Annotated in this window: 19 protein-coding genes and 2 tRNA genes; 19 read left to right on the forward strand and 2 right to left on the reverse strand. The window is 72.8% G+C overall.

The features are described 5' to 3' along the window. Positions 1-16 precede the first annotated feature (16 nt). Positions 17-2,560 (reverse strand): aminopeptidase N, encoded by a 2,544-nt coding sequence (gene pepN, locus ASF50_RS04385; protein WP_056903602.1) that lies wholly within the window; start codon positions 2,558-2,560, stop codon positions 17-19. A gap of 170 nt (positions 2,561-2,730) precedes the next feature. Between pepN and ASF50_RS04390 the strand changes: the two genes are divergently transcribed. The 16 genes from ASF50_RS04390 (at position 2,731) to clpX (ending at position 17,667) form a co-directional block, all read left to right on the forward strand. After that, complete coding sequence (locus ASF50_RS04390; protein WP_056903603.1) at positions 2,731-4,344, forward strand: CHAP domain-containing protein; 1,614 nt, start codon at positions 2,731-2,733, stop codon at positions 4,342-4,344. 67 nt (positions 4,345-4,411) lie between these two features. Further along, a complete protein-coding gene (locus tag ASF50_RS04395) occupies positions 4,412-5,014 on the forward strand; it encodes a DsbA family protein (protein WP_056903604.1) in 603 nt (200 codons plus the stop codon). A 67-nt stretch (positions 5,015-5,081) separates the two neighbouring features. Next, the gene (locus ASF50_RS04400) at positions 5,082-6,431 is read left to right on the forward strand and encodes an N-acetylmuramoyl-L-alanine amidase (RefSeq protein ID WP_156718087.1); all 1,350 of its coding nucleotides are present in this window, start codon (positions 5,082-5,084) and stop codon (positions 6,429-6,431) included. Between the two features lie 37 nt (positions 6,432-6,468). Beyond that, a complete protein-coding gene (metG, locus tag ASF50_RS04405; RefSeq protein WP_056863737.1) occupies positions 6,469-8,265 on the forward strand; it encodes a methionine--tRNA ligase in 1,797 nt (598 codons plus the stop codon). An 18-nt stretch (positions 8,266-8,283) separates the two neighbouring features. Next, positions 8,284-8,853 (forward strand): hypothetical protein, encoded by a 570-nt coding sequence (locus ASF50_RS04410; RefSeq protein ID WP_056863738.1) that lies wholly within the window; start codon positions 8,284-8,286, stop codon positions 8,851-8,853. An 8-nt stretch (positions 8,854-8,861) separates the two neighbouring features. After that, positions 8,862-9,761, forward strand: coding sequence for an alpha/beta hydrolase (locus ASF50_RS04415; RefSeq protein WP_056903606.1), 900 nt, complete (start codon positions 8,862-8,864; stop codon positions 9,759-9,761). Positions 9,762-9,803: 42 nt separating this feature from the next. Next, entirely contained in the window at positions 9,804-10,322 is a 519-nt protein-coding gene (locus ASF50_RS04420) for a ribose-5-phosphate isomerase (RefSeq protein WP_056903607.1), read from the forward strand. After that, positions 10,322-11,176 (forward strand): Fpg/Nei family DNA glycosylase, encoded by an 855-nt coding sequence (locus ASF50_RS04425; RefSeq protein WP_056903608.1) that lies wholly within the window; start codon positions 10,322-10,324, stop codon positions 11,174-11,176. Before ASF50_RS04420 ends, ASF50_RS04425 begins: the two co-directional genes overlap by 1 nt. Positions 11,177-11,278: 102 nt before the next feature. Then, positions 11,279-11,349 (forward strand) — tRNA-Gly (locus tag ASF50_RS04430). Positions 11,350-11,386: 37 nt separating this feature from the next. Next, positions 11,387-11,459: transfer RNA gene (locus tag ASF50_RS04435), tRNA-Pro, on the forward strand. 60 nt (positions 11,460-11,519) lie between these two features. Further along, the gene (gene tig, locus ASF50_RS04440) at positions 11,520-12,950 is read left to right on the forward strand and encodes a trigger factor (RefSeq protein WP_056903609.1); all 1,431 of its coding nucleotides are present in this window, start codon (positions 11,520-11,522) and stop codon (positions 12,948-12,950) included. 141 nt (positions 12,951-13,091) lie between these two features. Beyond that, positions 13,092-14,276, forward strand: coding sequence for an esterase/lipase family protein (locus ASF50_RS04445; RefSeq protein ID WP_156718089.1), 1,185 nt, complete (start codon positions 13,092-13,094; stop codon positions 14,274-14,276). A gap of 54 nt (positions 14,277-14,330) precedes the next feature. Further along, positions 14,331-14,819, forward strand: coding sequence for an SRPBCC family protein (locus ASF50_RS04450; RefSeq protein ID WP_056903611.1), 489 nt, complete (start codon positions 14,331-14,333; stop codon positions 14,817-14,819). A 149-nt stretch (positions 14,820-14,968) separates the two neighbouring features. Further along, complete coding sequence (locus ASF50_RS04455) at positions 14,969-15,571, forward strand: ATP-dependent Clp protease proteolytic subunit (protein ID WP_056864552.1); 603 nt, start codon at positions 14,969-14,971, stop codon at positions 15,569-15,571. A gap of 4 nt (positions 15,572-15,575) precedes the next feature. Beyond that, on the forward strand, positions 15,576-16,181 hold the full coding sequence (locus ASF50_RS04460; RefSeq protein ID WP_056863745.1) for an ATP-dependent Clp protease proteolytic subunit: 606 nt from the start codon (positions 15,576-15,578) through the stop codon (positions 16,179-16,181). 202 nt (positions 16,182-16,383) lie between these two features. Then, positions 16,384-17,667: an ATP-dependent Clp protease ATP-binding subunit ClpX gene (gene clpX, locus ASF50_RS04465; RefSeq protein ID WP_056863746.1), complete on the forward strand. Its 1,284-nt coding sequence runs from the start codon at positions 16,384-16,386 to the stop codon at positions 17,665-17,667. A gap of 79 nt (positions 17,668-17,746) precedes the next feature. Here the strand turns inward: clpX and valS are convergent, their stop codons facing one another. Then, positions 17,747-20,395 (reverse strand): valine--tRNA ligase, encoded by a 2,649-nt coding sequence (valS, locus tag ASF50_RS04470; RefSeq protein WP_056903612.1) that lies wholly within the window; start codon positions 20,393-20,395, stop codon positions 17,747-17,749. A 90-nt stretch (positions 20,396-20,485) separates the two neighbouring features. Between valS and ASF50_RS04475 the strand changes: the two genes are divergently transcribed. From ASF50_RS04475 to ASF50_RS04485, 3 genes are read left to right on the forward strand one after another with little or no spacing between them, the layout of a single operon-like run. Continuing rightward, a complete protein-coding gene (locus ASF50_RS04475) occupies positions 20,486-21,457 on the forward strand; it encodes a GNAT family N-acetyltransferase (protein WP_082502749.1) in 972 nt (323 codons plus the stop codon). A 12-nt stretch (positions 21,458-21,469) separates the two neighbouring features. Continuing rightward, the gene (locus tag ASF50_RS04480; RefSeq protein WP_056863748.1) at positions 21,470-22,909 is read left to right on the forward strand and encodes a bifunctional folylpolyglutamate synthase/dihydrofolate synthase; all 1,440 of its coding nucleotides are present in this window, start codon (positions 21,470-21,472) and stop codon (positions 22,907-22,909) included. After that, positions 22,906-23,280, forward strand: coding sequence for a DUF4233 domain-containing protein (locus ASF50_RS04485; RefSeq protein ID WP_228942296.1), 375 nt, complete (start codon positions 22,906-22,908; stop codon positions 23,278-23,280). Before ASF50_RS04480 ends, ASF50_RS04485 begins: the two co-directional genes overlap by 4 nt. Positions 23,281-23,288: the final 8 nt, after the last annotated feature.

Genomic DNA, 23,288 nt, shown 5'->3' on the forward strand with positions numbered 1-23,288 from the left:
ACGCTGGCGCCGGGGGTCAGCCCCGGGCGTCGCGCTCCTGGGCGGCGAGGGCGCGGGCGACGTCGGCGCGGCCCTCCGCGACGTAGCGCTTGGCGGCCGGGGGAGCCGGGGTGCGCTCGAGCCAGGCGTCGGCCCGGTCGAGCAGCTCCTGGCTGGCCAGCTGGCGGGGGAACATCGCCTCGAGCGCGGTCGACGCGCGCTTGTTGCCCAGGCGGTCCCACACGTCGTCGGCGGCGGCGAGGTAGCGCTCGACGTAGGGCGCGAGCACGTCGTCCTGGCCCGAGCGCTGGAACGACATCGCCACCGAGCGCTGCGTCTCGTTGGGGGTCTCGGTGGAGACCATCGCGACCTCCCAGGCCTCGGCCTTGGCCTCCGCGGTGGGCCGGGCGGCCCGGGCGGCGGCGGCGTGCTCCTGGCCCGAGATCGTGCGGTCCCGCTCGAGCTCGGCCTCGATGCGGTCCCCGGCGTTGCCGGAGGCGGCCAGCGAGGTGACCAGCGACCAGCGCAGGTCCTGGTCGACGGCGAGACCGTCGATCTCCAGGCCCCCGTCGAGCAGGGCCTCGACGTCACCGACGGCCTGCTCGGAGCGGGCCGCGGCGGCGTAGGAGCGGGCGAAGGTGAGCTGGGCGTCGCTGCCGGGCTCGGCGGCCAGCACCAGCTCGCGCAGGCCCGACTCCCAGCGCGAGCGCAGCTCGTCGCGGTGCTCGGGGGCGGAGAAGGTCGACACGGCCTGGGCGGCGTAGGTGGGGATCCGGCTGACGCCCCAGGCGTCGGTCTCGGCGCCGATGTTGGCCAGGACCAGGGTCACGAAGTCGCGCGCGGCCATCTCGGCGTCGCGGGTCATGTCCCAGGTCGCGCCCCACACCAGCGCGCGGGCCAGGGAGTCGTCGAGCTTGGAGAGCCCGTCGACCACGGTGGCCAGGGAGCGCTCGTCGAGGCGGATCTTGGCGTAGGTGAGGTCGCCGTCGTTGAGCAGCAGCAGGTCGGGCTGGGTCTCGCCGACGAGCTCGGGGATCTCGGTGAGCTCGCCCTCGACGTCGACCTCGACGGTGCGGCGCAGCACCAGGCGACCGTCGCGGTCGTCGTAGAGGCCGATGCCGAGGCGGTGGCGGCGCAGGGTGGGCCAGTCGGGGTGGGCGCTCTGGCGCACGGCCAGGCGGGTGTAGGCGCTCTCGCCGTCGAGCGTGAACTCGGGGGTCAGCGTGTTGACGCCCGCGGTCTGCAGCCACTCCTTGGCCCAGCCCGCCAGCTCGCGGCCCGAGGCCTTCTCGAGCGAGGCGAGCAGGTCCTTGAACTCGGAGTTGCCGTAGGCGTGGTCCTTGAAGTACTGCCGCAGACCGGCCATGAAGTCGTCGAGCCCGACCCAGGCCACCAGCTGCTTGAGCACCGAGGCGCCCTTGGCGTAGGTGATCATGTCGAAGTTGACCTCGACGGCCTGCAGGTCGACGTTGTCGGCCGCGATCGGGTGGGTCGAGGGCATCTGGTCCTGGCGGTAGCCGGTCTGCTTGCGCGCGTTGGCGAAGCCGGTCCAGGAGTCGGTGTACTCGGTGGCCTCGACCTCGGCGTGATAGCAGGCCCACTCCGCGAAGGACTCGTTGAGCCAGAGGTCGTCCCACCACTTCATGGTCACGAGGTCGCCGAACCACATGTGGGCCATCTCGTGCAGGATCACCGAGCAGCGGAACTCGTAGAACGAGCGCGGCTGGCGGCTGCGGGGGAGGTACTCGTCGCGCAGCGTCACGCAGCCGGCGTTCTCCATCGCGCCCATGTTGTACTCCGGCACGTAGAGCTGGTCGTACTTGCCGAAGGGGTAGGGGAAGTCGAAGGCCTCCTCGAAGAACTCGAAGCCCTGCTTGGTCAGCTTCACCAGCTCCTCGCGGTCGAGGTGCTCGACCAGCGACTGGCGGCAGTAGTGGCCCAGCGGGATGTCGCCGTGCTTGCCCTGGTAGACGTCCTGGACCTCGTGGTACTCACCGGCCACGAGCGCGGTGATGTAGGTCGACATGCGCTTGGTGGGCTCGAACTCCCAGCGCGCCGTGCCGTCGCCGAGGGCGGTGGGGGCGGGCGTGGGGGAGTTGGAGACGACCTTCCACTGCTCGGGGGCGCGCACGACGAAGGTGAAGACCGACTTCAGGTCGGGCTGCTCGAAGGTCGTGAACACCCGGCGGGCGTCGGGCACCTCGAACTGCGAGTAGAGGTAGACCCGGTCGTCGACGGGGTCGACGAAGCGGTGCAGGCCCTCGCCGGTGCGCGAGTAGGTGCAGTCGGCCACCACCACGAGGGTGTTGGTCGCCGCCAGCCCGCTGAGCGCGATGCGGCTGTCGGCGTAGGCCGTCGCGGGGTCGAGCGACTCGCCGTTGAGCGTGATGCTGTGCACCGTCGCGTCGACGAGGTCGGCGAAGGTCTCGGCACCGGGCTCGGAGCAGGTGAACTCGATCGTGGTGGTGGAGGCGAAGGTGGTCTCGCTCGTCGTGAGGTCCAGGTCGACGGAGTACGACGAGACGTCCAGGAGGGCGGCGCGGGTGGCGGCCTCGTCCCGGGTCAGGTTGGTTCCAGGCATGCGCCGCATCCTGCCACCGGCCCGCGGGGTGACGTGCATCGCACCGTGCCGCAGGGTGCTTCACGGTGACGCCGGAGGGGCCTGAGAGGCCGCCGGGACGCGTGGGACGAATGTGAAAATTTGTGACTCACCGGCGTGTCGGTGCTTGACGTGGTGTTACATAGCGCCCCGTGACTCGGCTGCTGCACCACCTCCGACCCGTCCTCGTGGGGTTCGTCGCGCTCGCGGCGGCCCTGGTCGTGCTCCCCGCGGTCTCGGTGCCACCGGCCGCGGCGGCCTCGACGTACCTGTGCACCGGCTACGCCTCGTGCAAGGACGCCGGCTACTCCCACCACGGCTACCGCACCGAGGGCAAGAAGATGTGGTGGCAGATGTACTCCGGCCACAACTGCACCAACTACGTCGCCTACCGGATGGTGCAGGCGGGGATGTCGACCACGCGGCCCTGGGTCGGCGGCGGCAACGCGGAGTACTGGGGCGAGCACCTCGAGGGCCGCACCGACCAGACCCCGATGGTCGGCGCCGTGGCGTGGTGGAAGGCCGACGTGCCGGGCGCCGGGTCGTCGGGCCACGTGGCCTACGTCGAGCGCGTCATCTCCGCCACCGAGATCGTGATCTCCGAGGACAGCTGGGGCGGCGACTTCCACTGGCGTCGCATGACCAAGGGCACCGGGTGGCCCTCGGGCTTCATCCACCTGGCCGACAAGGCCGTGGAGACCACCACCCCGGTCGACACCGAGGGTGCCGCACGGGTGGGGGAGCGGCTCACCGCCCGGACCGGCACGTGGAAGCCCGCGGCGTCGGTGGCCGTGCAGTGGCTGCGCGACGGCAAGGCGATCGCCGGGGCCACCTCGCGCACCTTCACCCCGACCCCGGCGGTGCTGGGCCACCGGCTCAGCGTGCGCGTGACCGCGAAGAAGCGCGGCTACAAGACCGGTGTCGTGCGGTCGGGGTCGACGATGAAGGTGCGCCGCGGGATCCTCGCCAACCCCTCCGCGCCCGACCTGTCGGGCACGCCGCGGGTCGGGGAGACCCTGGCCGCGGTGCGCGGCTCCTTCTCCCCGCGCCCCGACGCCACGACCGTGCAGTGGTACGCCGACGGCAAGCCGCTCGCCGACGCCACCACCGGGCGCCTCGAGCTGCGCCCCGGCCTGGTCGGCCGCACGGTCACCGCCAAGGTGCGGGCCGTGCGCGAGGGCTACCGCCCGCTGGTGGTGGCCGCCGACCCGACCACGGTGCAGCGCGGCCGGATCGGGACCGACGGGACCTTCGCGGTCACCGGCACCACGCGGGTCGGCGAGCGGCTGCGCGTGGAGCGCGGCGCCACCACCCCGCGCGACGCCGACGTCACCTACACCTGGGTGCGCGACGGCCGCCCGATCGACGGCGGCAAGGGCGCGTCGTACGCCGTGCGTGCGGCCGACGCCGGGGCCACCCTGGCGGTCCGTGCCCGGGTCACCCGCCCCGGCTACGAGCCGCGCACCCTCACCCTGCCGGCGCCCGCGCGCATCACCACCCGACCCGGGGTCGACGTCGACCCGGTCGGCGGCCCGCGCCGCGCGGTCGTCGCGGTGCGGGTGGCGGCGCCGGGCGTGCCCGAGCCCGGCGGGCGGGTGACGGTGAGGATCGGCACCCACGAGGAGTCGGCGCGGCTGGTCGCCGGGCGGGCCAGGCTGGTGCTGACGGGGCTCGGCGCGGGGCGCAAGCGGGTCCGTGTCCTCTACTCCGGCACACCCGTGGTCGAGGCGCGCCGCGTGGTCGACGCCGTGCGGATCACGCGCTGAGCCCGCTGCGGCCGCGCGCGGCCGCAGCGGGGCGGAATGTTTCGGCCGCCCGGAGCCTTGGCCCGTCATGACCACCAAGGCTGACTTCTGGTTCGACCCGCTGTGCCCCTTCGCCTGGATCACCTCGCGCTGGATCCTGGAGGTGGAGCAGGTGCGCGACATCGAGGTGACCTGGCGCGTGATGAGCCTGGGCTACCTCAACCAGGACAAGGACATCCCCGAGGAGTACCGCGAGGCCCTCAAGGACGCCTGGGGCCCGGTCCGCGTCGTGACGGCGGTGGAGCAGGCGCACGGGCGCGAGCAGCTGCTGCCCCTCTACACCGCGATGGGCACCCGGATCCACAACGAGGGGCGCGGCGTCAGCAAGGAGGTCGTCTCCGAGGCCCTGGCCGAGGTCGGGCTGCCGGCCGAGCTGGTCGAGGCCTTCGACGACGCCGGCTACGACGAGGCGGTCAAGGCCTCGCACCACCTGGGCATGGACCAGGTCGGCGACGAGGTCGGCACGCCGACCATCGCGATCGAGGGCGCTGCCTTCTTCGGGCCCGTCCTGTCGTCGATCCCGCGCGGCGAGGAGGCCGGGAAGATCTGGGACGGCGCCGTCGCGATGGCGTCCTACCCCTACTTCTTCGAGCTGAAGCGCTCGCGGACGGCGGAGCTCGACTTCAGCTGATCGTCCGGCGGGTCGTTGGGCCTGTCGGCTCGACCTGTGGTGCGCGTGTGACGCATGATGTTTCGTGATGTCTCACGCTGATGCAGGTCGCCGCAAGCTGCTCATCGCCGCCGGAGCGGGGGTGGTGGCCGTGCCGGCCATCGCCGCCCTCGCCCGCTGGGGCCCCGGCCAGGAGCCGACGACCCCGGACGGACGGCTCATGCTCTCGGCCGACGACGGCTCCGACGTCGGCGAGCTCGAGGTCGCCCTCGACGACCGACGGCTGCGCCCGGTCGACGCCTCGGGGCGCGTCGTGCAGGACGACGGCGGCGCCGGTGCCCCCTCGGGTCGCCGCGTCGCCGGCGCCGAGACCTGGAGCACCGGCCCGCTGGAGACCACGTCGTTCGCGATGCTGGGCCTCACCTGGCGCGGCAGCGACCCGGTGCTGCGGGTGCGGACCCGCAGCGGTGGTGCCTGGGCCCCCTGGCGCTCGACCCTCGCGCTGGCCGACGGCCCCGACGCCGGCGTCGAGGGCGACAGCTCGCTGCGCGCCACCGACGTGACCTGGGTCGGCCGCTGCGACGGGGTCGAGGTGGCCGTCGACGGCCCCCGCCCCGAGGACCTGCGCCTGGTGCTGCTCGACCCCGCCGGTCGTCCGACCGACGCCAGCGTCGTGCCCGACGAGCCGCCCACGACCGCCGCCGGCGGGTCCTCCGGCGCCTCCGCCGTCTCCGCGACCGTCTCGTCGACCGTGTCCGCGCGCGCCGACGACGGCGCCGACGACCCGGGCGTGGTGCCCGCGGCGAGCACGGCCACGCTGTGGCCCAAGCTCTACTCGCGCAAGACCTGGGGCGCCGACGAGTCCTGGCGCAGCGGCACGCCGACGCGCAACGCCACGCTCCAGCAGGTGCACGTGCACCACACCGTCAACGCCAACGACTACTCCAGGGCCGAGACCCCGGCCCTGCTGCGCGGCATGTACCGCTACCACACCAAGTCGCTGGGCTGGTCCGACATCGGCTACAACTTCCTGGTCGACCGCTTCGGACGGATCTGGGTCGGGCGCGCCGGCGGCCCGGGCCGCAACGTGCGCGGGGCGCACACCCTGGGCTTCAACGACACCTCCACCGGCGTCTCGGTCATCGGCAACTTCGAGACCGCGCGGCCCTCCAAGGCGGTCATCTTCGCCGTCACGCGGGTCGCGGCCTGGAAGCTGGAGATGCACGGACGCAAGCCCGCGGGCACCGCCACGGTGCGCTCCACCGGCAGCGACCGCTACTCCGCGGGCGCCACGGTGAAGCTCCCGGTCATCGACGGCCACCGCGACACCAACGACACCGCCTGCCCCGGCTCGCTCCTCTACGCCCAGCTGCCGCTCATCCGCAAGCGCACCCGCAGGCGGATCGCGCGCTTCAAGGACGGCACCCTCGGGGCCTGACCCCGGCCCCGGGCCGGGTGCTCCCTAGGATCACCCCATGAGCACCGTGCTGTCCGCAGTCGCCTGGCCCTACGCCAACGGCCCCCGCCACATCGGCCACGTCGCCGGGTTCGGCGTGCCCTCCGACGTCTTCTCCCGCTACATGCGGATGGCCGGCCACGAGGTGCTCATGGTCTCCGGCACCGACGAGCACGGCACCCCCATCCTCATCGCCGCCGACGAGGCCGGGGTGAGCCCCCAGGAGCTCGCCGACCGCAACCACCGCGTCATCGCCGAGGACCTCTGCGCGCTCGGCGTCAGCTACGACCTCTACACCCGCACCAGCACCCGCAACCACCACGCGGTGGTGCAGGAGCTCTTCCTCGGCGTGCACGCCAACGGCTACTTCGTCGAGCAGACCACCTACGGCGCCATCTCGCCGTCGACCGGCCGCACGCTGCCCGACCGCTACATCGAGGGCACCTGCCCCATCTGCGGCGCCGGCGGCGCCCGTGGCGACCAGTGCGACACCTGCGGCAACCAGCTCGACCCCCACGACCTCATCGACCCGCGCTCGAAGATCAACGGCGAGACCCCGGAGTTCGTGGAGACCCAGCACTTCTTCCTCGACCTGCCGGCCCTGGCCGAGGCCCTGGGGGAGTGGCTCGACGGCCGCGAGGCCACGGGCCTGTGGCGGCCCAACGTCATCCGCTTCAGCCAGAACATCCTCAAGGAGATCCGTCCGCGCGCCATGACGCGCGACATCGACTGGGGCATCGCGGTGCCCCTCGAGGGCTGGCGCGACAACCCCACCAAGAAGCTCTACGTGTGGTTCGACGCCGTCATCGGCTACCTCTCGGCCTCCATCGAGTGGGCGCGGCGCACCGGCGACCCGGAGGCCTGGCGCCGCTGGTGGAACGACCCGGAGGCGCTGTCGTACTACTTCATGGGCAAGGACAACATCACCTTCCACAGCCAGATCTGGCCCGCCGAGCTGCTGGCCTACTCCGGCAAGGGGAGCAAGGGCGGCGAGCCGCGCGAGTACGGCGAGCTCAACCTGCCCACCGAGGTGGTGAGCTCGGAGTTCCTCACCATGGAGGGCCGCAAGTTCTCCTCCTCCCAGCGCGTGGTCATCTACGTGCGCGACCTGCTCAGCCGCTACCAGCCCGACGCCTTCCGCTACTTCGTCGCCGCCGCGGGGCCGGAGAACCAGGACTCCGACTTCACCTGGTCGGAGTTCGTGCGCCGCACCAACGACGAGCTCGTCGCCGGGTGGGGCAACCTGGTCAACCGCACCGCCACCCTCATCGCGAAGAACTTCGGCGAGCTGCCCGCGGCCGGGCCCCTGGAGCCGGCCGACCAGCGCCTGCTCGACTCGGTGGAGGCCGCCTTCGGCGTCGTGGGCGACCTCATCGGCCGGCACCGCCAGAAGCAGGCCATCGGCGAGGCGATGCGCACCGTGGCCGAGGTCAACAAGTACGTCTCCGACACCGAGCCGTGGAAGCTGAAGGGCGAGGAGCAGCGCGAGCGCCTCGCCACCGTGCTCCACGTCGTGGCGCAGTGCGTGGCCGACCTCAACCTCGTCCTCGCCCCCTTCCTGCCGTTCTCGGCCAACGAGGTCGACAAGGCCCTCGGCGGCGCCGGCACCGTGGCCCCGATGCCGCGCCTGGAGGAGGCCGAGGACCTCGACGGAGGCGCGGGCTACCCCGTGCTCACCGGCGACTACACCGGTGTGCCGACCTGGCGGCGCCACCCGATCGCGGTCGGCACCCCGGTGGCCAAGCCCTCGCCGATCTTCACCAAGCTCGACCCGTCGGTGGTCGACGAGGAGCTCGGGCGCCTCGCGCAGGCGTGAGCCGCTAGGTTTCCGGGCATGACCGCGGGCATGTACCTCCCCACCTTCTTCGTGAAGCAGAAGTTCGCCATGACGACGAACCGCTACGAGCTCTACGCCGCCGGCCCCGACGGCTCCTTCGGGCAGCTGATGGGGCTGGCGGAGCAGAAGCGGATGGCCTTCAAGGAGGAGGTCACCTTCTACGAGGACGCCTCGAAGTCGCGGGCGGTCTTCAGCTTCAAGGCCCGCAAGCGCATCGACCTCGGCTCGGGCTACGACATCGTCGACGAGGCCCGCCAGCCGCTCGGCTTCTTCAAGAAGGACTTCGGCGCCAGCCTGATGCGCTCGACCTTCCAGATCGAGGGCCCGGGCTACGCCGGCACGGGCCAGGAGCGCAGCCAGGCCATCGCGCTCATCCGCCGCTTCACCGACATCCCCTTCCTGCCGATCCACTTCGACTTCACCACCGCCGACGGCCAGCCGCTGCTGGGCGTGGAGCGCCAGGGCTCGGTGCGCGACAAGTACACCGTGCACGTGCCCGACCAGCGCGTCGACTTCCGCGTCGCCGCGGCCGTCGCCGTGGGCCTCGACGCCCTGATGCAGCGGTAGGTCCCGCGGTGGTGCTCTTCCCGCAGGCGCGGCGAGCCGTCGAGGCCGCCGCCGGTCAGCCGCGCGTCTTCGAGGCCGGCTTCGACGTCGCCGCCGCCCGGCTCGAGGCCCGCCGTCTCGCCGCCGCCCAGCCGCGCGAGGACGTCGCCGAGGTGCTCGACGTCGACGCCGGCGGCGTGTCCTGCCGGCTCTACCGACCCGCCGGGGCCCGCCCGGGGGTCGTGGTGCACGTGCACGGGGGCGGCTTCGTGATGCACGACGTCGACGTCCACGACGCGGTGGCCCGCCGCCTGGCCGACCGGTCGCGCACCGCGGTGCTCAGCGTCGACTACCGCCGTCCGCCGGAGCACCCGTTCCCCGCGGCGCCCGACGACGTCAGCACCGCGCTGGCGTGGCTCGAGGAGCAGGCCGCGCGACCCGGCGACCCGCTGGGGGTCGCGGGCCCGACGTACGGCCACGGCGACAGCGCCGGCGCCAACCTCGCGCTCGTCGCGGCGCTGCGCCACCCGGGGCGCTTCACGGCCCTGGCGCTGATCTACCCCTTCCTCGACCCGACCGCGTCCTTCGACAGCTACGCCACGGCCGCCGACGGCTTCGACCCCCGCGAGGCGGCCTGGTACTGGGAGCAGTACGCCGCGACCCCGGCCGACCTGGAGCACCCCGACCTCGCACCGCTGCGCTCCGAGGGCCTCGGCGCCCTGCCGCCGACGCTGGTGGTCACCGCCGAGCACGACCCGCTGCGCGACGAGGGCGAGGAGCTGGCCCGCCGGCTGGCCGCCGAGGGCGTGGCGGTTGTCGCCACGCGCTACCTCGGGCAGGTCCACGGCTTCTGGCGTCACGTCGACGTCTTCGACGCCGCCGAGCCGCTGATGCGCCAGGTGGCCGCCTTCCTCGACCAGCACCGCTAGCCCGGCGACGGGGCCGGGAGCCGCTCTGGGAGGATGCGGCCCATGCGCGTGCACCTCGGCTCCGACCATGCCGGCCTCGACCTCAAGGACCACCTCGTCGCGTGGCTGCGCGACCACGGCTACGAGCCGGTCGACCACGGCCCCTTCGTCCACGACGCCCTCGACGACTACCCCGTCTTCTGCCTCCGCGCCGCCGAGGGCGTCGCGGCCGACCGCGAGCGCGGCCTCGACAGCCTCGGCGTGGTCGTCGGCGGCTCCGGCAACGGCGAGCAGATGGCCGCCAACAAGGTGCTGGGCATCCGCTGCGCGCTGGTGTGGTCGGAGGAGACCGCCCGGCTCGCGCGCGAGCACAACGACGCCCAGGTCGTCTCGGTCGGCGGGCGGATGCACACGCTGGAGGAGATGACCCGCTTCGTGGAGGTCTTCCTCGCAGAGCCGTTCAGCGGCGACGAGCGCCACGTGCGCCGCATCGGCCAGCTCGGCTCCTACGAGCAGACCCGCGAGCTGCCCCCGCTGCCGGAGTCGGCGCAGGGCCTCGGCCCCTCCGATGCCGCGTACTGATGCCTGAGGGCCACACCCTCCACCGCCTGGCGGCCGACCTCGAGGCGGCCTTCGCCGGGCGCGTGGTCGCGGTGGGCAGCCCCCAGGGGCGCTTCGCCGACTCGGCCGCCCTGCTCGACGGCCGGGTGCTCGCGGGCGCGGAGTCGTGGGGCAAGCACCTCTTCGTCACCTTCCCCGGCGAGGTCTTCGTCCACGTCCACCTCGGGCTCTACGGCACCTTCGCCGTGCACCCCGAGGTCGCCGACGTGCCCGACCCCGTGGGCCAGGTGCGCCTGCGCCTGGTGGCCGACGACGCGCGCGGCGCGGCGTACGCCGACCTGCGCGGGGCCACGACGTGCGAGCTGCTGACGCGGGCCGGGCGCGACGCGGTCGTGGAGCGCTCGGGGCCCGACCCGCTGCGCCCCGACGCCGACCCCGACCGCGCCTGGCAGCGGATCCGCCGCAGCAGGGCCCCCATCGGCGGCCTGCTCATGGACCAGACGGTGCTCGCCGGCGTGGGCAACGTCTACCGCGCCGAGATCCTCTTCCGCCACCGCATCGACCCGCTGCGGCCCGGCAGCACCCTGCGGGTGGGGCAGTGGCAGGCCATGTGGGACGACCTCGTCGTGCTGATGGCCGAGGGCGTGCGCACCGGTCGCATCGACACCGTGCGACCCGAGCACACCCCCGAGGCGATGGGTCGTCCCGCCCGCGTGGACGACCACGGGGGAGAGGTCTACGTCTACCGCCGTCACGGCCAGGACTGCCTGGTGTGCGGGGCGCGGGTGAGGACCACCGAGCTGGCCGGTCGCAACCTGTTCTGGTGCCCGGGGTGCCAGCGACGGTTCCGCTCGCGCGCGGCCGCGGCGGGCTAGCGGCGGGCCAGCGGCGGTTGGGGCGTGGCGGGCGCGGTGTGGCACGATGTGGCCCGGTCCGACGGCGCTCCACCCTGCCCAGCCAGACGGCGTCACGGCCACGCGGATGTAGCTCAATGGTAGAGCCTCAGTCTTCCAAACTGATTACGCGGGTTCGATTCCCGTCATCCGCTCTCAGGGAGCGTCACGGTCCGCCGGGGCGCCTCTTGGCGGGGCGTAGCGTAGTGGCTAGCGCGCCTGCTTTGGGAGCAGGAGATCGCAGGTTCGAGTCCTGTCGCCCCGACGACAGCCACACCCCTCACCGTCCGGTGAGCAGACCCCCGATTGATAGAGGAGACACCCTGTGAAGAGCGCCGTCGAGACCTTGAGCCCGACCCGGGCCAAGCTGACCGTCGAGGTGCCCTTCGAGGAGCTCAAGCCGAGCCTCGACGCGGCGTACAAGCAGATCGCCCAGCAGATCAACGTCCCCGGCTTCCGCCGCGGCAAGGTCCCGCCGATGGTCATCGACCGTCAGGTCGGCCGTGGCGCGGTGCTCGACCAGGCCATCAACGACGCCCTGCCCAAGAAGTACGTCGAGGCGCTGCAGGAGAACTCCCTCGAGCCGCTGGCCCAGCCCGAGATCGAGGTGACCCGCCTCGAGGACAACGAGCTGGTGGAGTTCACCGCCGAGGTCGACATCAAGCCCGCCATCGACCTGCCGGCCTACGAGGGCCTCGAGGCCGAGGTCGACGACGTCGAGGTCAGCGACGAGGACGTCGAGGAGCAGGTGACCGCCCTGCGCGAGCGCTTCGGCACCCTCAGCGACGTCGAGCGCCCGGCCGCCGACGGCGACTTCGTGGTCATCGACCTCAAGGCGACCAAGGACGGCGAGGTGCTCGAGGGCGCCGAGGTGTCCGGCATGTCCTACCAGGTCGGTCGCGGCGGGATGCTCGAGGGCCTCGACGAGGCGCTCACCGGCATGTCGGCCGGCGAGGACAAGACCTTCTCCTCCCAGCTCGTCGGCGGCGACCTCGTCGGCGAGGAGGTCGAGGTCGCGGTGACCGTGACCCAGGTGCAGGAGCAGGAGCTCCCCGAGCTCGACGACGACTTCGCCCAGGAGGCCTCGGAGTTCGACACCGCCGAGGAGCTCACCGCCGACGTGCGCGAGCGCCTCGGCCGCGGCAAGCGCCTCGAGCAGGCCGCCGCCGCCCGCGACGCCGTGCTGGAGGCCCTGCTGGAGAAGGTCGAGGTGCCGCTGCCCGACAGCCTGGTCGCCGACGAGCTCACCGCGCGCCGGCAGAACATCGAGCAGCAGCTCGCGATGGCCGGCATCACCATGGCCTCCTACCTCGAGGACGAGGAGCAGACCCAGGAGGAGTTCGAGGCCGAGCTCGAGCGCCGCGTGCGCGACGCCGTCGCCGCGCAGTTCCTGCTCGACGAGATCGCCAAGAAGGAGGAGCTCGGGGTCAACCAGGAGGAGCTCTCCCAGCACCTCGTGCGCCGCGCCCAGCAGTCCGGCCAGGACCCGCAGGAGTTCGCGAACCACATGTTCCAGCACAACCACATCCCCGACCTGGTCCAGGAGATCCTGCGCGGCAAGGCGCTCGCGACCCTGGTCGAGTCGGCCGTGGTGAAGGACGCCTCCGGCAACACCGTCGAGCTGAAGAACCTGCGCCCCGACGGCACCATCGGTGAGCCCGAGGCCGAGGTCGAGGCCGCCGACGAGAGCGCCGACGGGGCCACCGACGAGGCCCCCGAGGTCACCGAGGCCGACGCGGAGAAGTCCGAGGCCTGAGGCCGACGCCGTCGCCCGGCGACGGCACCGCACCACCCGCTGCACCCCGAGAGCCCGCCGGTCGCGACCGGCGGGCTCTCGGCGTACCCCCGTCTCCCCAGGGGAGTGCACAGGTGTGCACTGACGGGTAGCATGGGCGCCATGAGCCCCGTCCCCGTCACGCCGGCGCCCGGCCCCTCGGTGCTCGACGCCGCCTCGCTGCTGTGCGAGGTGGCCGACGAGCTGGTGGTGCGCAGCGTCCGCGACACCCACGTGGCCGTGCTCGACCGGGTCCACGGCATCGGCCGTGCGGTCACCCACGGCGGGCCGGGGGTCGTGGAGCGGGCCCACCGCGGCATCGCCGGCGGGATCTACGGCGGCCTCAGCGCCGGGCTGCGCGCCGCGTCGACCGGGCTCGACCGGGTCGCCGCCACCGGGGTGGGGCCGCGCCTGGAGTCACGGCCCGAGGGCCGCTTCCTCAGCGCCGCGGTCAACGGCCTGATCGGCGACAGGCTGCTGCGTGAGCGCCCGCAGATGGCCATCCCGCTCGCGGTGCGCCGCGACGGCGGCGACGTGGAGGTCGACGAGGCCGGGCTGTCGGCGGCCTTCGCCGACGCCACCGGGCGCCTCGTGGTGTTCCTCCACGGACTGTGCGAGGACGACTCCTACTGGGACCGCGGGCGCGACGAGGGCCGCCAGACCTACCCGGAGGCGCTGGCCGCCACCGGGTGGACCCCGATCGTGCTGCGGGCCAACACCGGTCTGCCGCTGCGGGAGAACGGCGTGGCCATGACGGCGCTGCTCCAGCGACTCGTCGAGGCCTGGCCCGTGCCGGTGACGCGGATCGCCCTGGTGGGCCACTCCATGGGAGGGCTGGTCATCCGCGCCGCCGGCGCGGTGGCGGCCGACCACCCGCAGCCGTGGACGGGCCTGGTCAGCGACGTGGTCACCCTCGGCACCCCCCACCTGGGGGCGCCGGTGGCCAAGGGGGTCGGCCACGGCAGCCGCGGGCTGGGCCTGCTGCCCGAGACCGCCGCCTTCGGTCGGATCCTCGACTGGCGCTCCTCGGGCGTGCACGACCTGGTCGCGGGGCTCACCGACGACGTGCCGCCGCTGCCTCACGCCCGCTACCACCTCGTGGCCGCCACGTTGAGCGAGTCGGAGGGCCACCCGGTGGGCCGCTTCGTCGGCGACCTGCTGGTGCGCCCGCGCTCGGCCTACGGTCGTGACGCCCGCGGGCGCACCCTCTTCCCCGACGCCGACGTGCTCCACGTCGGGCGCACCGACCACTGGGGGCTGCTCAACCACCCCGACGTCCACGGCGCCCTCGCCACCTGGCTGTCGTGAGGCGGCTGGTGTGAGGGCTGACGCCGGGGCCCCCGGCGTGGCAGGCTGCGCGTCATGGATGCCGAGGCCAGTCCTGCGACCGGCGCCGCCCGCGAGCTGCGCGCGGAGGCCTTCGTCGCCGCACCGCCGCAGCGGGTCTGGGCGCTGCTGACCGATCTCGGGGCCATGGCCCGGCGCAGTCCCGAGCTCGTCAGGATGCTGCCGCTCAAGCCCGGGGGCCTGCGCCCGGGTCAGTGGTACGTCGGCGTCAACCGCCGCGGCCCGGTCGTGTGGCCCACCCGGTCGGTCGTCGCCACCGTCGAGGCACCGCGCGTGCTCGCCTGGGACACCCCGTCGAGCGGCGCGCGCTGGATCTGGGAGCTGACCCCGGAGGCGGGGGGCACCCGTGTGGTCCACCGTCGGCCCGTGCCGCGTGCGCTGACCCGGGTCAGCGGGCTGTTCGCGGGTGCCCTGCTGGGGGGCGCGGCCGGGCACGCCGACGAGCTGGAGGCCGGCATGCGCGAGGGCGTCGAGCTGCTCCGGGTCGCCGCCGAGGGCGGCTGAGGCCCCCGCCGGACCCCGCAGGACCCCGTCGGGCGGTCATAAATCCGCTGTCGGCGAACAGGGGTGGATAAGGCGTGGATGTGTCCGTGGCACGGGCTAGGGTCGCCAACGTGAACCAGAACTCCAGCTCCTCGGCGCACGGCCCCACGATGGGCGGGGCCGGGCTCAACGTCCTCGACGACCACATCTACCAGCGCCTGCTGCGCGAGCGGATCGTCTTCCTCGGCTCGGAGGTGCGCGACCAGAACGCCAACGCGATCTGCGCACAGCTCCTGCTGCTCTCGGCGGAGGACCCGGAGGCGGACATCTTCCTCCACATCAACTCCCCGGGTGGCTCGGTCGACGCCGGCATGGCGATCTACGACACGATGAACTACATCCCCAACGACGTGGCGACGGTCGGCATGGGCCTGGCCGCATCGATGGGCCAGTTCCTGCTCTGCGCCGGCACCAAGGGCAAGCGCTACGCCCTGCCGCACGCGCGCATCATGATGCACCAGCCCTCCTCGGGCATGGGCGGCTCGGCCTCCGACATCAAGATCCAGGCCCAGCAGTCGCTCCACATCAAGAAGGTGCTCCTCGACCTCATCTCCGAGCACACCGGCCAGCCGGTCGAGCAGGTCATCGCCGACGCCGACCGCGACCGCTGGTTCACCGCCGACCAGGCCCAGGAGTACGGCCTGGTCGATCAGGTCATCAAGAGCGCTCGCGAAGCCGCCGACGACGGCCGCCCGGCCCGGCAGAAGGACTGACGACATGAACTACTACATCCCGCAGTGGGAAGAGCGCACCTCCTACGGCTTCCGCCGCATCGACCCCTACGGCAAGCTGTTCGAGGAGCGCATCATCTACCTCGGCACGCCGATCAGCGACGACGTGGCCAACGCCGTCATCGCCCAGCTGCTGTGCCTGCAGTCGATGAACCCCGACCAGGACATCAGCATCTACATCAACAGCCCCGGCGGCTCCTTCACCGCGCTGACGGCGATCTACGACACGATGCGCTTCATCAAGCCCGACGTGCAGACGGTCTGCCTGGGTCAGGCCGCCTCCGCGGCCGCGATCCTGCTCGCCGCCGGCACCCCGGGCAAGCGGATGGCGCTGCCCAACAGCCGCATCCTGATCCACCAGCCCTACACCGAGGGCACCTTCGGCCAGACCTCCGACATCGAGATCCAGGCCAACGAGATCATCCGCATGCGCGAGCTGCTCGAGAAGATGATCAGCGACCACAGCGGCAAGGACATCGAGCAGGTCAGCCGCGACATCGAGCGCGACAAGATCCTCACCGCCGAGGCCGCGGTGGAGTACGGCCTGATCGACTCGGTGCTCGAGTCGCTCAAGAGCCCGGCCCTGGCCTGAGCCACCCCGCTCCACCCGGAGCGACCCGACGGCCACCCTCGTGTCACCGCCCTCGTGGCGGCGGCGGGGGAGTACCGTCGTCGGGTCGCCCCGCCCGGCCCCGGCCGGCGCCCGACACAGCAGCACACCGCTCCACCCAGCACCCGGCAGACAGCACAGGTAGGACCCCGGCCCCGGCGCCGGCAACGAGGAGGATGACCCCGTGGCACGTATCGGTGACGGCGGCGATCTGCTGAAGTGCTCCTTCTGCGGCAAGTCGCAGAAGCAGGTCAAGAAGCTCATCGCAGGCCCCGGCGTCTACATCTGCGACGAGTGCATCGACCTGTGCAACGAGATCATCGAGGAGGAGCTCAGCGAGGGCGCCGAGGTCAGCCTCGACGAGCTGCCCAAGCCGCGCGAGATCTTCGAGTTCCTCAACTCCTACGTGATCGGCCAGGAGCAGGCCAAGAAGTCGCTGGCCGTCGCGGTCTACAACCACTACAAGCGGGTGCAGGCCGGTCTCCAGCCCGTCTCGGGCAAGCACAGCAAGGACGAGGCGGTCGAGGTCGCCAAGTCCAACATCCTCGTCATCGGCCCGACCGGCTGCGGCAAGACCTACCTCGCCCAGACCCTGGCCCGCATGCTCAACGTGCCCTTCGCCATCGCCGACGCCACGGCCTTGACCGAGGCCGGCTACGTCGGCGAGGACGTCGAGAACATCCTGCTCAAGCTGATCCAGGCCGCCGACTACGACGTCAAGAAGGCCGAGACCGGCATCATCTACATCGACGAGATCGACAAGGTGGCCCGCAAGGCGGAGAACCCCTCGATCACGCGCGACGTCTCCGGCGAGGGCGTGCAGCAGGCCCTTCTCAAGATCATCGAGGGCACCACCGCCTCGGTGCCCCCGCAGGGCGGACGCAAGCACCCGCACCAGGAGTTCATCCAGATCGACACCACCAACATCCTCTTCGTGGTGGGCGGCGCCTTCGCGGGTCTCGAGCACATCATCGAGCAGCGGGTGGGCAAGAAGACCCTGGGCTTCACCGCCGAGGTCCGCACCCAGGCCGAGCGCAAGGAGGAGGACCTGCTGGCGCTGGTGCGCCCCGAGGACCTCACCAAGTTCGGCCTGATCCCCGAGTTCATCGGCCGCCTGCCGCTCATCGCCAGCGTCAACAAGCTCGACCAGGCCGCGCTCGTGCAGATCCTCACCGAGCCCCGCAACGCCCTGGTCAAGCAGTACCAGAAGCTCTTCGAGCTCGACGGTGTCGAGCTGGAGTTCACCGACGACGCCATCAAGGCCATCGCCGACAACGCCATGGAGCGAGGCACCGGTGCGCGCGGTCTGCGCGCCATCATCGAGGAGGTCCTCCTCCACGTGATGTACGACGTGCCCTCGCGCGGCGACGTCGCCAAGGTCGTCGTCACCGGAGCGGTCGTCACCGGTGACGAGGCACCCACGCTGGTGCCCCGCGAGAGCGAGACCAAGAAGAAGAAGTCGGCCTGACCCCGGGTCGCACCCCGACCCACGAAGAACCGCCCCGGACCGTCGGTCCGGGGCGGTTCTCGTCGTGCGTGGGGCCCGCTCAGCCCTCGGTGGGCGCCGCGAGCTCGGCGCGCACCGAGATCGCGGTGGCCTCGGGGTCGCTGCGGAAGACCAGCTCGCCGGTGATGCGTCCGGTGCGGCGCAGGTCGTCGGCGGCGCGCTCGGCGGCCACCACGAGGGCCTCGGGGCCCACGACCTCGACGCGGGAGAGCTCGGCGCGCATCGAGACCTTGGCCTGCGACTTGGCGCCGCGCACGCCGATCAGTGCCTGGGCCACGGCGTCCAGCGTCGACGGGTCGGCCGCGGCGGGGGCGCCGAGGTCGAGGGCGGTGGGCCACGGCGCGTAGTGGATCGAGCCGTCGGCGTCACCGCGGGGGTGCCACCACGACCAGACCTCCTCGGTGACGTAGGGCAGGAAGGGCGCGAGCAGGCGCAGCTGCACCTCCAGGGCGAGGGCGAGCGCGGCCTTGGCCGAGGCCGCGCCGGCGCCGCCGGACTCGTCGTAGGCGCGCTCCTTGACCAGCTCGAGGTAGTCGTCGCAGAACTCCCAGAAGAACTTCTCGACCGTCTCCAGCGCCGTGGTGTAGTCGTAGGCCTCGAAGGCCTCGGTGGCGCGCTCGACGACGATGGCGAGGCGCCCGAGCAGGGCGCAGTCGACGGGCTCGGAGACCTCGAAGGCGTTGAGGGTCGTGGCGCCGACGCCGCCGAGGACGAACTTCGAGGCGTTGAGCACCTTCATGGCCAGGCGGCGCCCGACCTTCATCTGGCTCTCGTCGAAGGGCGAGTCGAGGCCGGGGCGGGCCATGGCGGCGCGCCAGCGCACGGCGTCGGCACCGAACTTCGTGAGGATCTCGTCGGGCACGACGACGTTGCCCTTGGACTTCGACATCTTCTTGCGGTCGGGATCCATGATGAAGCCGGAGATCATCGCGTGGGTCCACGGCGCGGCGTGGTGCTCGAAGTGGCTGCGCACGACGCGCGAGAAGAGCCAGGTGCGGATGATGTCGTGGGCCTGGGTGGCCAGGTCCATCGGGAAGACGCGCTGCCACAGGTCGTCGTCGGACTCCCAGCCGCCCGCGATCTGCGGGGTGAGCGAGGAGGTGGCCCAGGTGTCCATGACGTCGGGGTCGCCGATGAAGCCGCCGGCCTGGCCGCGCTGGGCCTCGTCGTAGCCGCGGGGGGCGTCGGTGGAGGGGTCGACGGGCAGCTCGGCCTCGGTGGGCAGCAGCGGGTGGGCGTAGTCGGGCTCGCCGGAGTCGTCGAGGGGGTACCACACCGGGAAGGGGATGCCGAAGAACCGCTGGCGCGAGATCAGCCAGTCGCCGTTGAGGCCGCCGACCCAGTTGTCGTAGCGGTGCTTCATGTGGGTCGGGACCCAGGTGATCTCGCCGCCGCGGGCGATCATCTCCTCGCGGATGCCGGCGTCGCGTCCGCCGTTGCGCACGTACCACTGGCGCGTGGCGACGATCTCCAGCGGCTTGTCGCCCTTCTCGTAGAAGTTCGTCATGCGCTGGGTGGGCTTGGGCTCGCCGTCGAGGTCGCCGGACTCGCGCAGCTTGGCCACGACGGCCTCACGGGCGCTGAAGGCGGTCTTGCCGGCCAGGTCGGCGTACGCCGCGGCGGCGGGCTCGCCGGCCAGCCACTCGGGGGTCTCGCGCAGGAAGCGTCCGTCGCGACCGACCACGGTGCGCACCGGCAGGTCGAGCTCGCGCCACCAGGTGACGTCGGTGAGGTCGCCGAAGGTGCAGCACATCGCGATGCCGGCGCCCTTGTCCATCTCCGCGGCGGGGTGGGCCAGGACGGGCACCTCGACCCCGAAGACGGGGCTGGTGACGTGGGTGCCGAAGAGCGGCTGGTAGCGCTCGTCGTCGGGGTGGGCGATGAGGGCGACGACGCTGGGGATCAGCTCGGGCCGGGTGGTCTCGATGTGGACCGGCTCGCCGGGCGAGCCGTCGGCGGCCACGGTGCGGAAGGCGACGCGGTGGTAGGCGCCGGCGTACTCGCGGGCCTCGAGCTCGGCCTGGGCGACGGCGGTCTGGAAGGTGACGTCCCACAGGGTGGGGGCCTCCTGCAGGTAGGCCTCGCCGCGGGCGTAGTTGCGCAGGAACGCGCGCTGGCTGACGGTCTGGGCCTTCGGGCCGATGGTCGTGTAGTGCTGCTTCCAGTCCACCGACAGCCCGAGGGTGCGCCAGAGGGTCTCGAAGACCTTCTCGTCCTCCTCGACCAGCCGCTCGCACAGCGCGATGAAGTTGGGCCGGCTGATCGGCACCTGCTTCTTGGCGTCGGGCTTGGCCGGCGGCTCGAAGTCGGGGTCGAAGGGCAGCGAGGGGTCGCAGCGCACGCCGTAGTAGTTCTGCACCCGGCGCTCGGTGGGCAGGCCGTTGTCGTCCCAGCCCATGGGGTAGAAGACCGACTTGCCGCGCATGCGCTGGAAGCGCGCGATCAGGTCGGTGTGGGTGTAGGAGAAGACGTGGCCGACGTGCAGGCTGCCGCTCACCGTCGGGGGCGGGGTGTCGATGGAGAAGACGTTCTCGCGCGGCTGGGTGCGGTCGAAGGCGTAGGTGTCGTCGGCCTTCCACCGCTGGCTCCAGGAGGCCTCGAGACCCTCCAGGGCAGGCTTGTCCGGTACGACGACGGCGCGGGTCGCGCTCGTCGTGTCGGGGGCCTGGGGGGACTGGGTCTCGGTCATGGCCCCAGATTACGGGTGCCGGTCGTCACCCTGAAATCGGTTCCCGAAACCATTAGCGCTGGTCAGCGGCACCGTCCTAGCCTGCCGGGCATGCCCGACGCGACCGTCCGCACGACGGTGGAGCTGCTCACCGACCCCGCCGCCTTCCTCGCCGCGGCCGAGCCGGTGCTCGCCGCCGACCCGGTGGTGGCGACCGTGGTGGCCTCCGTGACCCGCCGGGCCGTCGAGGCGGCCGAGCGCGGCGAGCCCTGGACCGGGGCCGGCCGGCCGTGCTGGTGGGCGCTCGTGCGCGAGGACGGTGCGGTGGTCTCCGCCGCGATGCGCACCGCGCCGCTCGCGCCCTGGCCGCTCTTCGTGCTGCCCATGAGCGAGGTCGCCGCGCGGGCCCTCGCCGGCCTGCTGCTCGAGCGGGGCGAGGAGGTGCGCGCGGCCAACGGTGCGCTGCCGGCGACCCGGGTGCTGTGCGAGGTGCTGGCGGCCGGGGGCGGGGGAGAGGTGCGGGTGCACGAGCAGACCCGGCTCTTCGAGCTGCGCGACCTCGTGGCGCCCCGGTCTCCCGTGGGCCGGCTGCGGGCCGCGACGTCGCGGGACCTCGACCTGCTGGCGGGGTGGTTCGCGGCGTTCCACGTCGACGCGGCGGCGCAGGCGGGCCGCACGCCCGAGCACGACACCGTGGACGTGGTCGACCGCGCCGAGGTGGCCCGCCGCACGGAGGCGGGTCTGCTGTGGGTCTGGGAGGACGTCGAGGGGCGCGTGGTCCACCTCACCGGCCACAACGCCCCGGCGCACGGGGTGCTGCGCATCGGCCCGGTCTACACCCCGGCCCCCCACCGCGGCCACGGGTACGCCGCCGCCGCGGTGGCCGCCGTGGCGGCGCGGGCGCTGGACCACGGGCACCGGCCCTGCCTCTTCACCGACCGGGCCAACCCGGTCTCGAACCACGTCTACACCGCCCTGGGGTTCGAGCCGGTCGTCGACATGGCCAACCTGCTGGTGGAGCCCGACCCCGGGCCCGACCCCGGGCCCGCGGCGGGCGGCGATCCCACCGGGGCCACCTCCTAGACTGGGAGGGCGATGACCCAGACCCCTGCGACACCCGACGTCCCCCGCCTCGCCGAGACCTTCTCCGAGGTGGAGGACGCCCTGCTCTCGCGCTGGCCCGAGACCCGCCTCGAGCCCTCGCTCGACCGGATCGCCGCCTTCACCGAGCTGCTCGGCGAGCCGCAGCGCTCCTACCCCGTCGTGCACCTGACCGGCACCAACGGCAAGACCAGCACGTCGCGGATGATCGACACCCTGCTGCGCACGCTCGACCTGCGCACCGGCCGCTTCACCAGCCCCCACGTGGAGCGGATGAACGAGCGCATCAGCATCGACGGCGAGCCGCTCGACGACGAGGCCTTCGTGCGCGCCTTCAACGACGTGGCGCCCTACACCCACCTCGTCGACGAGGACCAGCTGCACCCGCTGTCGTTCTTCGAGACCGTGGTGGGCATGGCCTTCGCGGCCTTCGCCGACGCCCCGGTCGAGGTCGCGGTGCTCGAGGTCGGCATGGGCGGGGCATGGGACGCCACCAACGTCGCCGACGCGGCGGTGGCCGTGGTGCTGCCCGTCGCCGTCGACCACGCCAAGTACCTCGGCGACCGGCCCGACACCATCGCCGCCGAGAAGGCCGGCATCATCAAGGCCGGCTCGCGCGTGGTGCTGGCCCAGCAGACGCCGGAGGCCGCGGCGGTGCTGCTCGCGCGCGCCGCCGAGGTCGGTGCCGAGGTCGTGCAGGAGGGCCTCGACTTCGGCGTGGCCGCCCGCACCCCGGCCGTCGGCGGCCAGGTGCTCTCGCTGCAGGGCCTCCGGGCGCGCTACGACGACGTCTTCCTCCCGCTCCACGGCGCCCACCAGGCCCAGAACGCCGCCGTGGCGCTCGCGGCGGTCGAGTCCTTCGTCGGCGGCGAGCAGCCCCTCGACGCCGACCTCGTCGGCGCGGCCTTCGCCGAGGTGACCTCGCCGGCGCGTCTCGAGGTCGTGCGCCGCAGCCCCACCATCGTGCTCGACGCCGCGCACAACCCCCACGGCGCCGAGGCCCTGGCCGCCGCGCTCGACGACTCCTTCACCTTCTCCCCGCTCATCGGGGTCGTCGGGGTCATGGGCGACAAGGACGCCGAGGGCCTGCTCTCCGCGCTCGAGCCGCACCTCTCGCACGTCGTGTGCACCCAGAGCTCCACCGACCGGGCCCTGCCCGCCGAGGACCTGGCCGAGATCGCGCGCGGCATCTTCGACGACGACCAGGTCACCGTCGTGCCCCGCCTGGCCGAGGCCCTCGACGCCGCCGCCGCGCTGGCCGAGGCCGGGGAGGCCTTCGGCGACCCGCTCGGCTCCGGCGCGGTGCTGGTGACCGGCTCGGTCGTCACCGCCGGCGAGGCGCGCGGCCTGCTCGTCAGCGAGCGCGGCACGCAGGCCCAGCGGGTGGCCCGCCGCGAGATCGACCAGCAGCTCGAGCAGGGGGACGACCAGTGAAGCGCTCGCCCAAGCGCGGCATGTGCGCCGCGATCCTCAGCCTCGAGGCGATCACCCTCGGCCTCACCACCCCGGTGCTGCTGACCCTGACCGACGTCTCCACCGGCGTCGGCCTGGCCATCGGCCTGGGGCTCGCCGTCGCCTGCGTCCTGCTGGCCGGGATGCTGCGCGCGGAGTGGGCCTACACCGCCGGCTGGGTGGTGCAGGCGGCCGCGGTGCTGCTCGGCTTCGTGGTGCCGATCATGTTCTTCCTCGGTGCGGTCTTCGCGCTGCTGTGGGGCACCGCCGTCCTCCTCGGGGTCAAGATCGAGCGCGAGCGCGCCGCGGCCTACGCCGCCCTGGAGCGCGACGGCGGACCCGAGCCGGTCTAGCCCTCCCC

Origin of the sequence: Nocardioides sp. Leaf307, assembly GCF_001423135.1 — a bacterium.
Classification (GTDB): Bacteria; Actinomycetota; Actinomycetes; order Propionibacteriales; family Nocardioidaceae; genus Nocardioides; species Nocardioides kribbensis.

Bases quoted from the DNA above. Each gene is read 5' to 3' on its own strand.
- pepN (WP_056903602.1), bottom strand. From the start codon at position 2,560: ATGCCTGGAACCAACCTGACCCGGGACGAGGCCGCCACCCGCGCCGCC.
- ASF50_RS04395 (WP_056903604.1), top strand. From the start codon at position 4,412: ATGACCACCAAGGCTGACTTCTGGTTCGACCCGCTGTGCCCCTTCGCC.
- ASF50_RS04400 (WP_156718087.1), top strand. From the start codon at position 5,082: ATGTCTCACGCTGATGCAGGTCGCCGCAAGCTGCTCATCGCCGCCGGA.
- metG (WP_056863737.1), top strand. From the start codon at position 6,469: ATGAGCACCGTGCTGTCCGCAGTCGCCTGGCCCTACGCCAACGGCCCC.
- ASF50_RS04410 (WP_056863738.1), top strand. From the start codon at position 8,284: ATGACCGCGGGCATGTACCTCCCCACCTTCTTCGTGAAGCAGAAGTTC.
- ASF50_RS04420 (WP_056903607.1), top strand. From the start codon at position 9,804: ATGCGCGTGCACCTCGGCTCCGACCATGCCGGCCTCGACCTCAAGGAC.
- ASF50_RS04425 (WP_056903608.1), top strand. From the start codon at position 10,322: ATGCCTGAGGGCCACACCCTCCACCGCCTGGCGGCCGACCTCGAGGCG.
- ASF50_RS04445 (WP_156718089.1), top strand. From the start codon at position 13,092: ATGAGCCCCGTCCCCGTCACGCCGGCGCCCGGCCCCTCGGTGCTCGAC.
- ASF50_RS04450 (WP_056903611.1), top strand. From the start codon at position 14,331: ATGGATGCCGAGGCCAGTCCTGCGACCGGCGCCGCCCGCGAGCTGCGC.
- ASF50_RS04455 (WP_056864552.1), top strand. From the start codon at position 14,969: ATGGGCGGGGCCGGGCTCAACGTCCTCGACGACCACATCTACCAGCGC.
- ASF50_RS04460 (WP_056863745.1), top strand. From the start codon at position 15,576: ATGAACTACTACATCCCGCAGTGGGAAGAGCGCACCTCCTACGGCTTC.
- valS (WP_056903612.1), bottom strand. From the start codon at position 20,395: ATGACCGAGACCCAGTCCCCCCAGGCCCCCGACACGACGAGCGCGACC.
- ASF50_RS04475 (WP_082502749.1), top strand. From the start codon at position 20,486: ATGCCCGACGCGACCGTCCGCACGACGGTGGAGCTGCTCACCGACCCC.
- ASF50_RS04480 (WP_056863748.1), top strand. From the start codon at position 21,470: ATGACCCAGACCCCTGCGACACCCGACGTCCCCCGCCTCGCCGAGACC.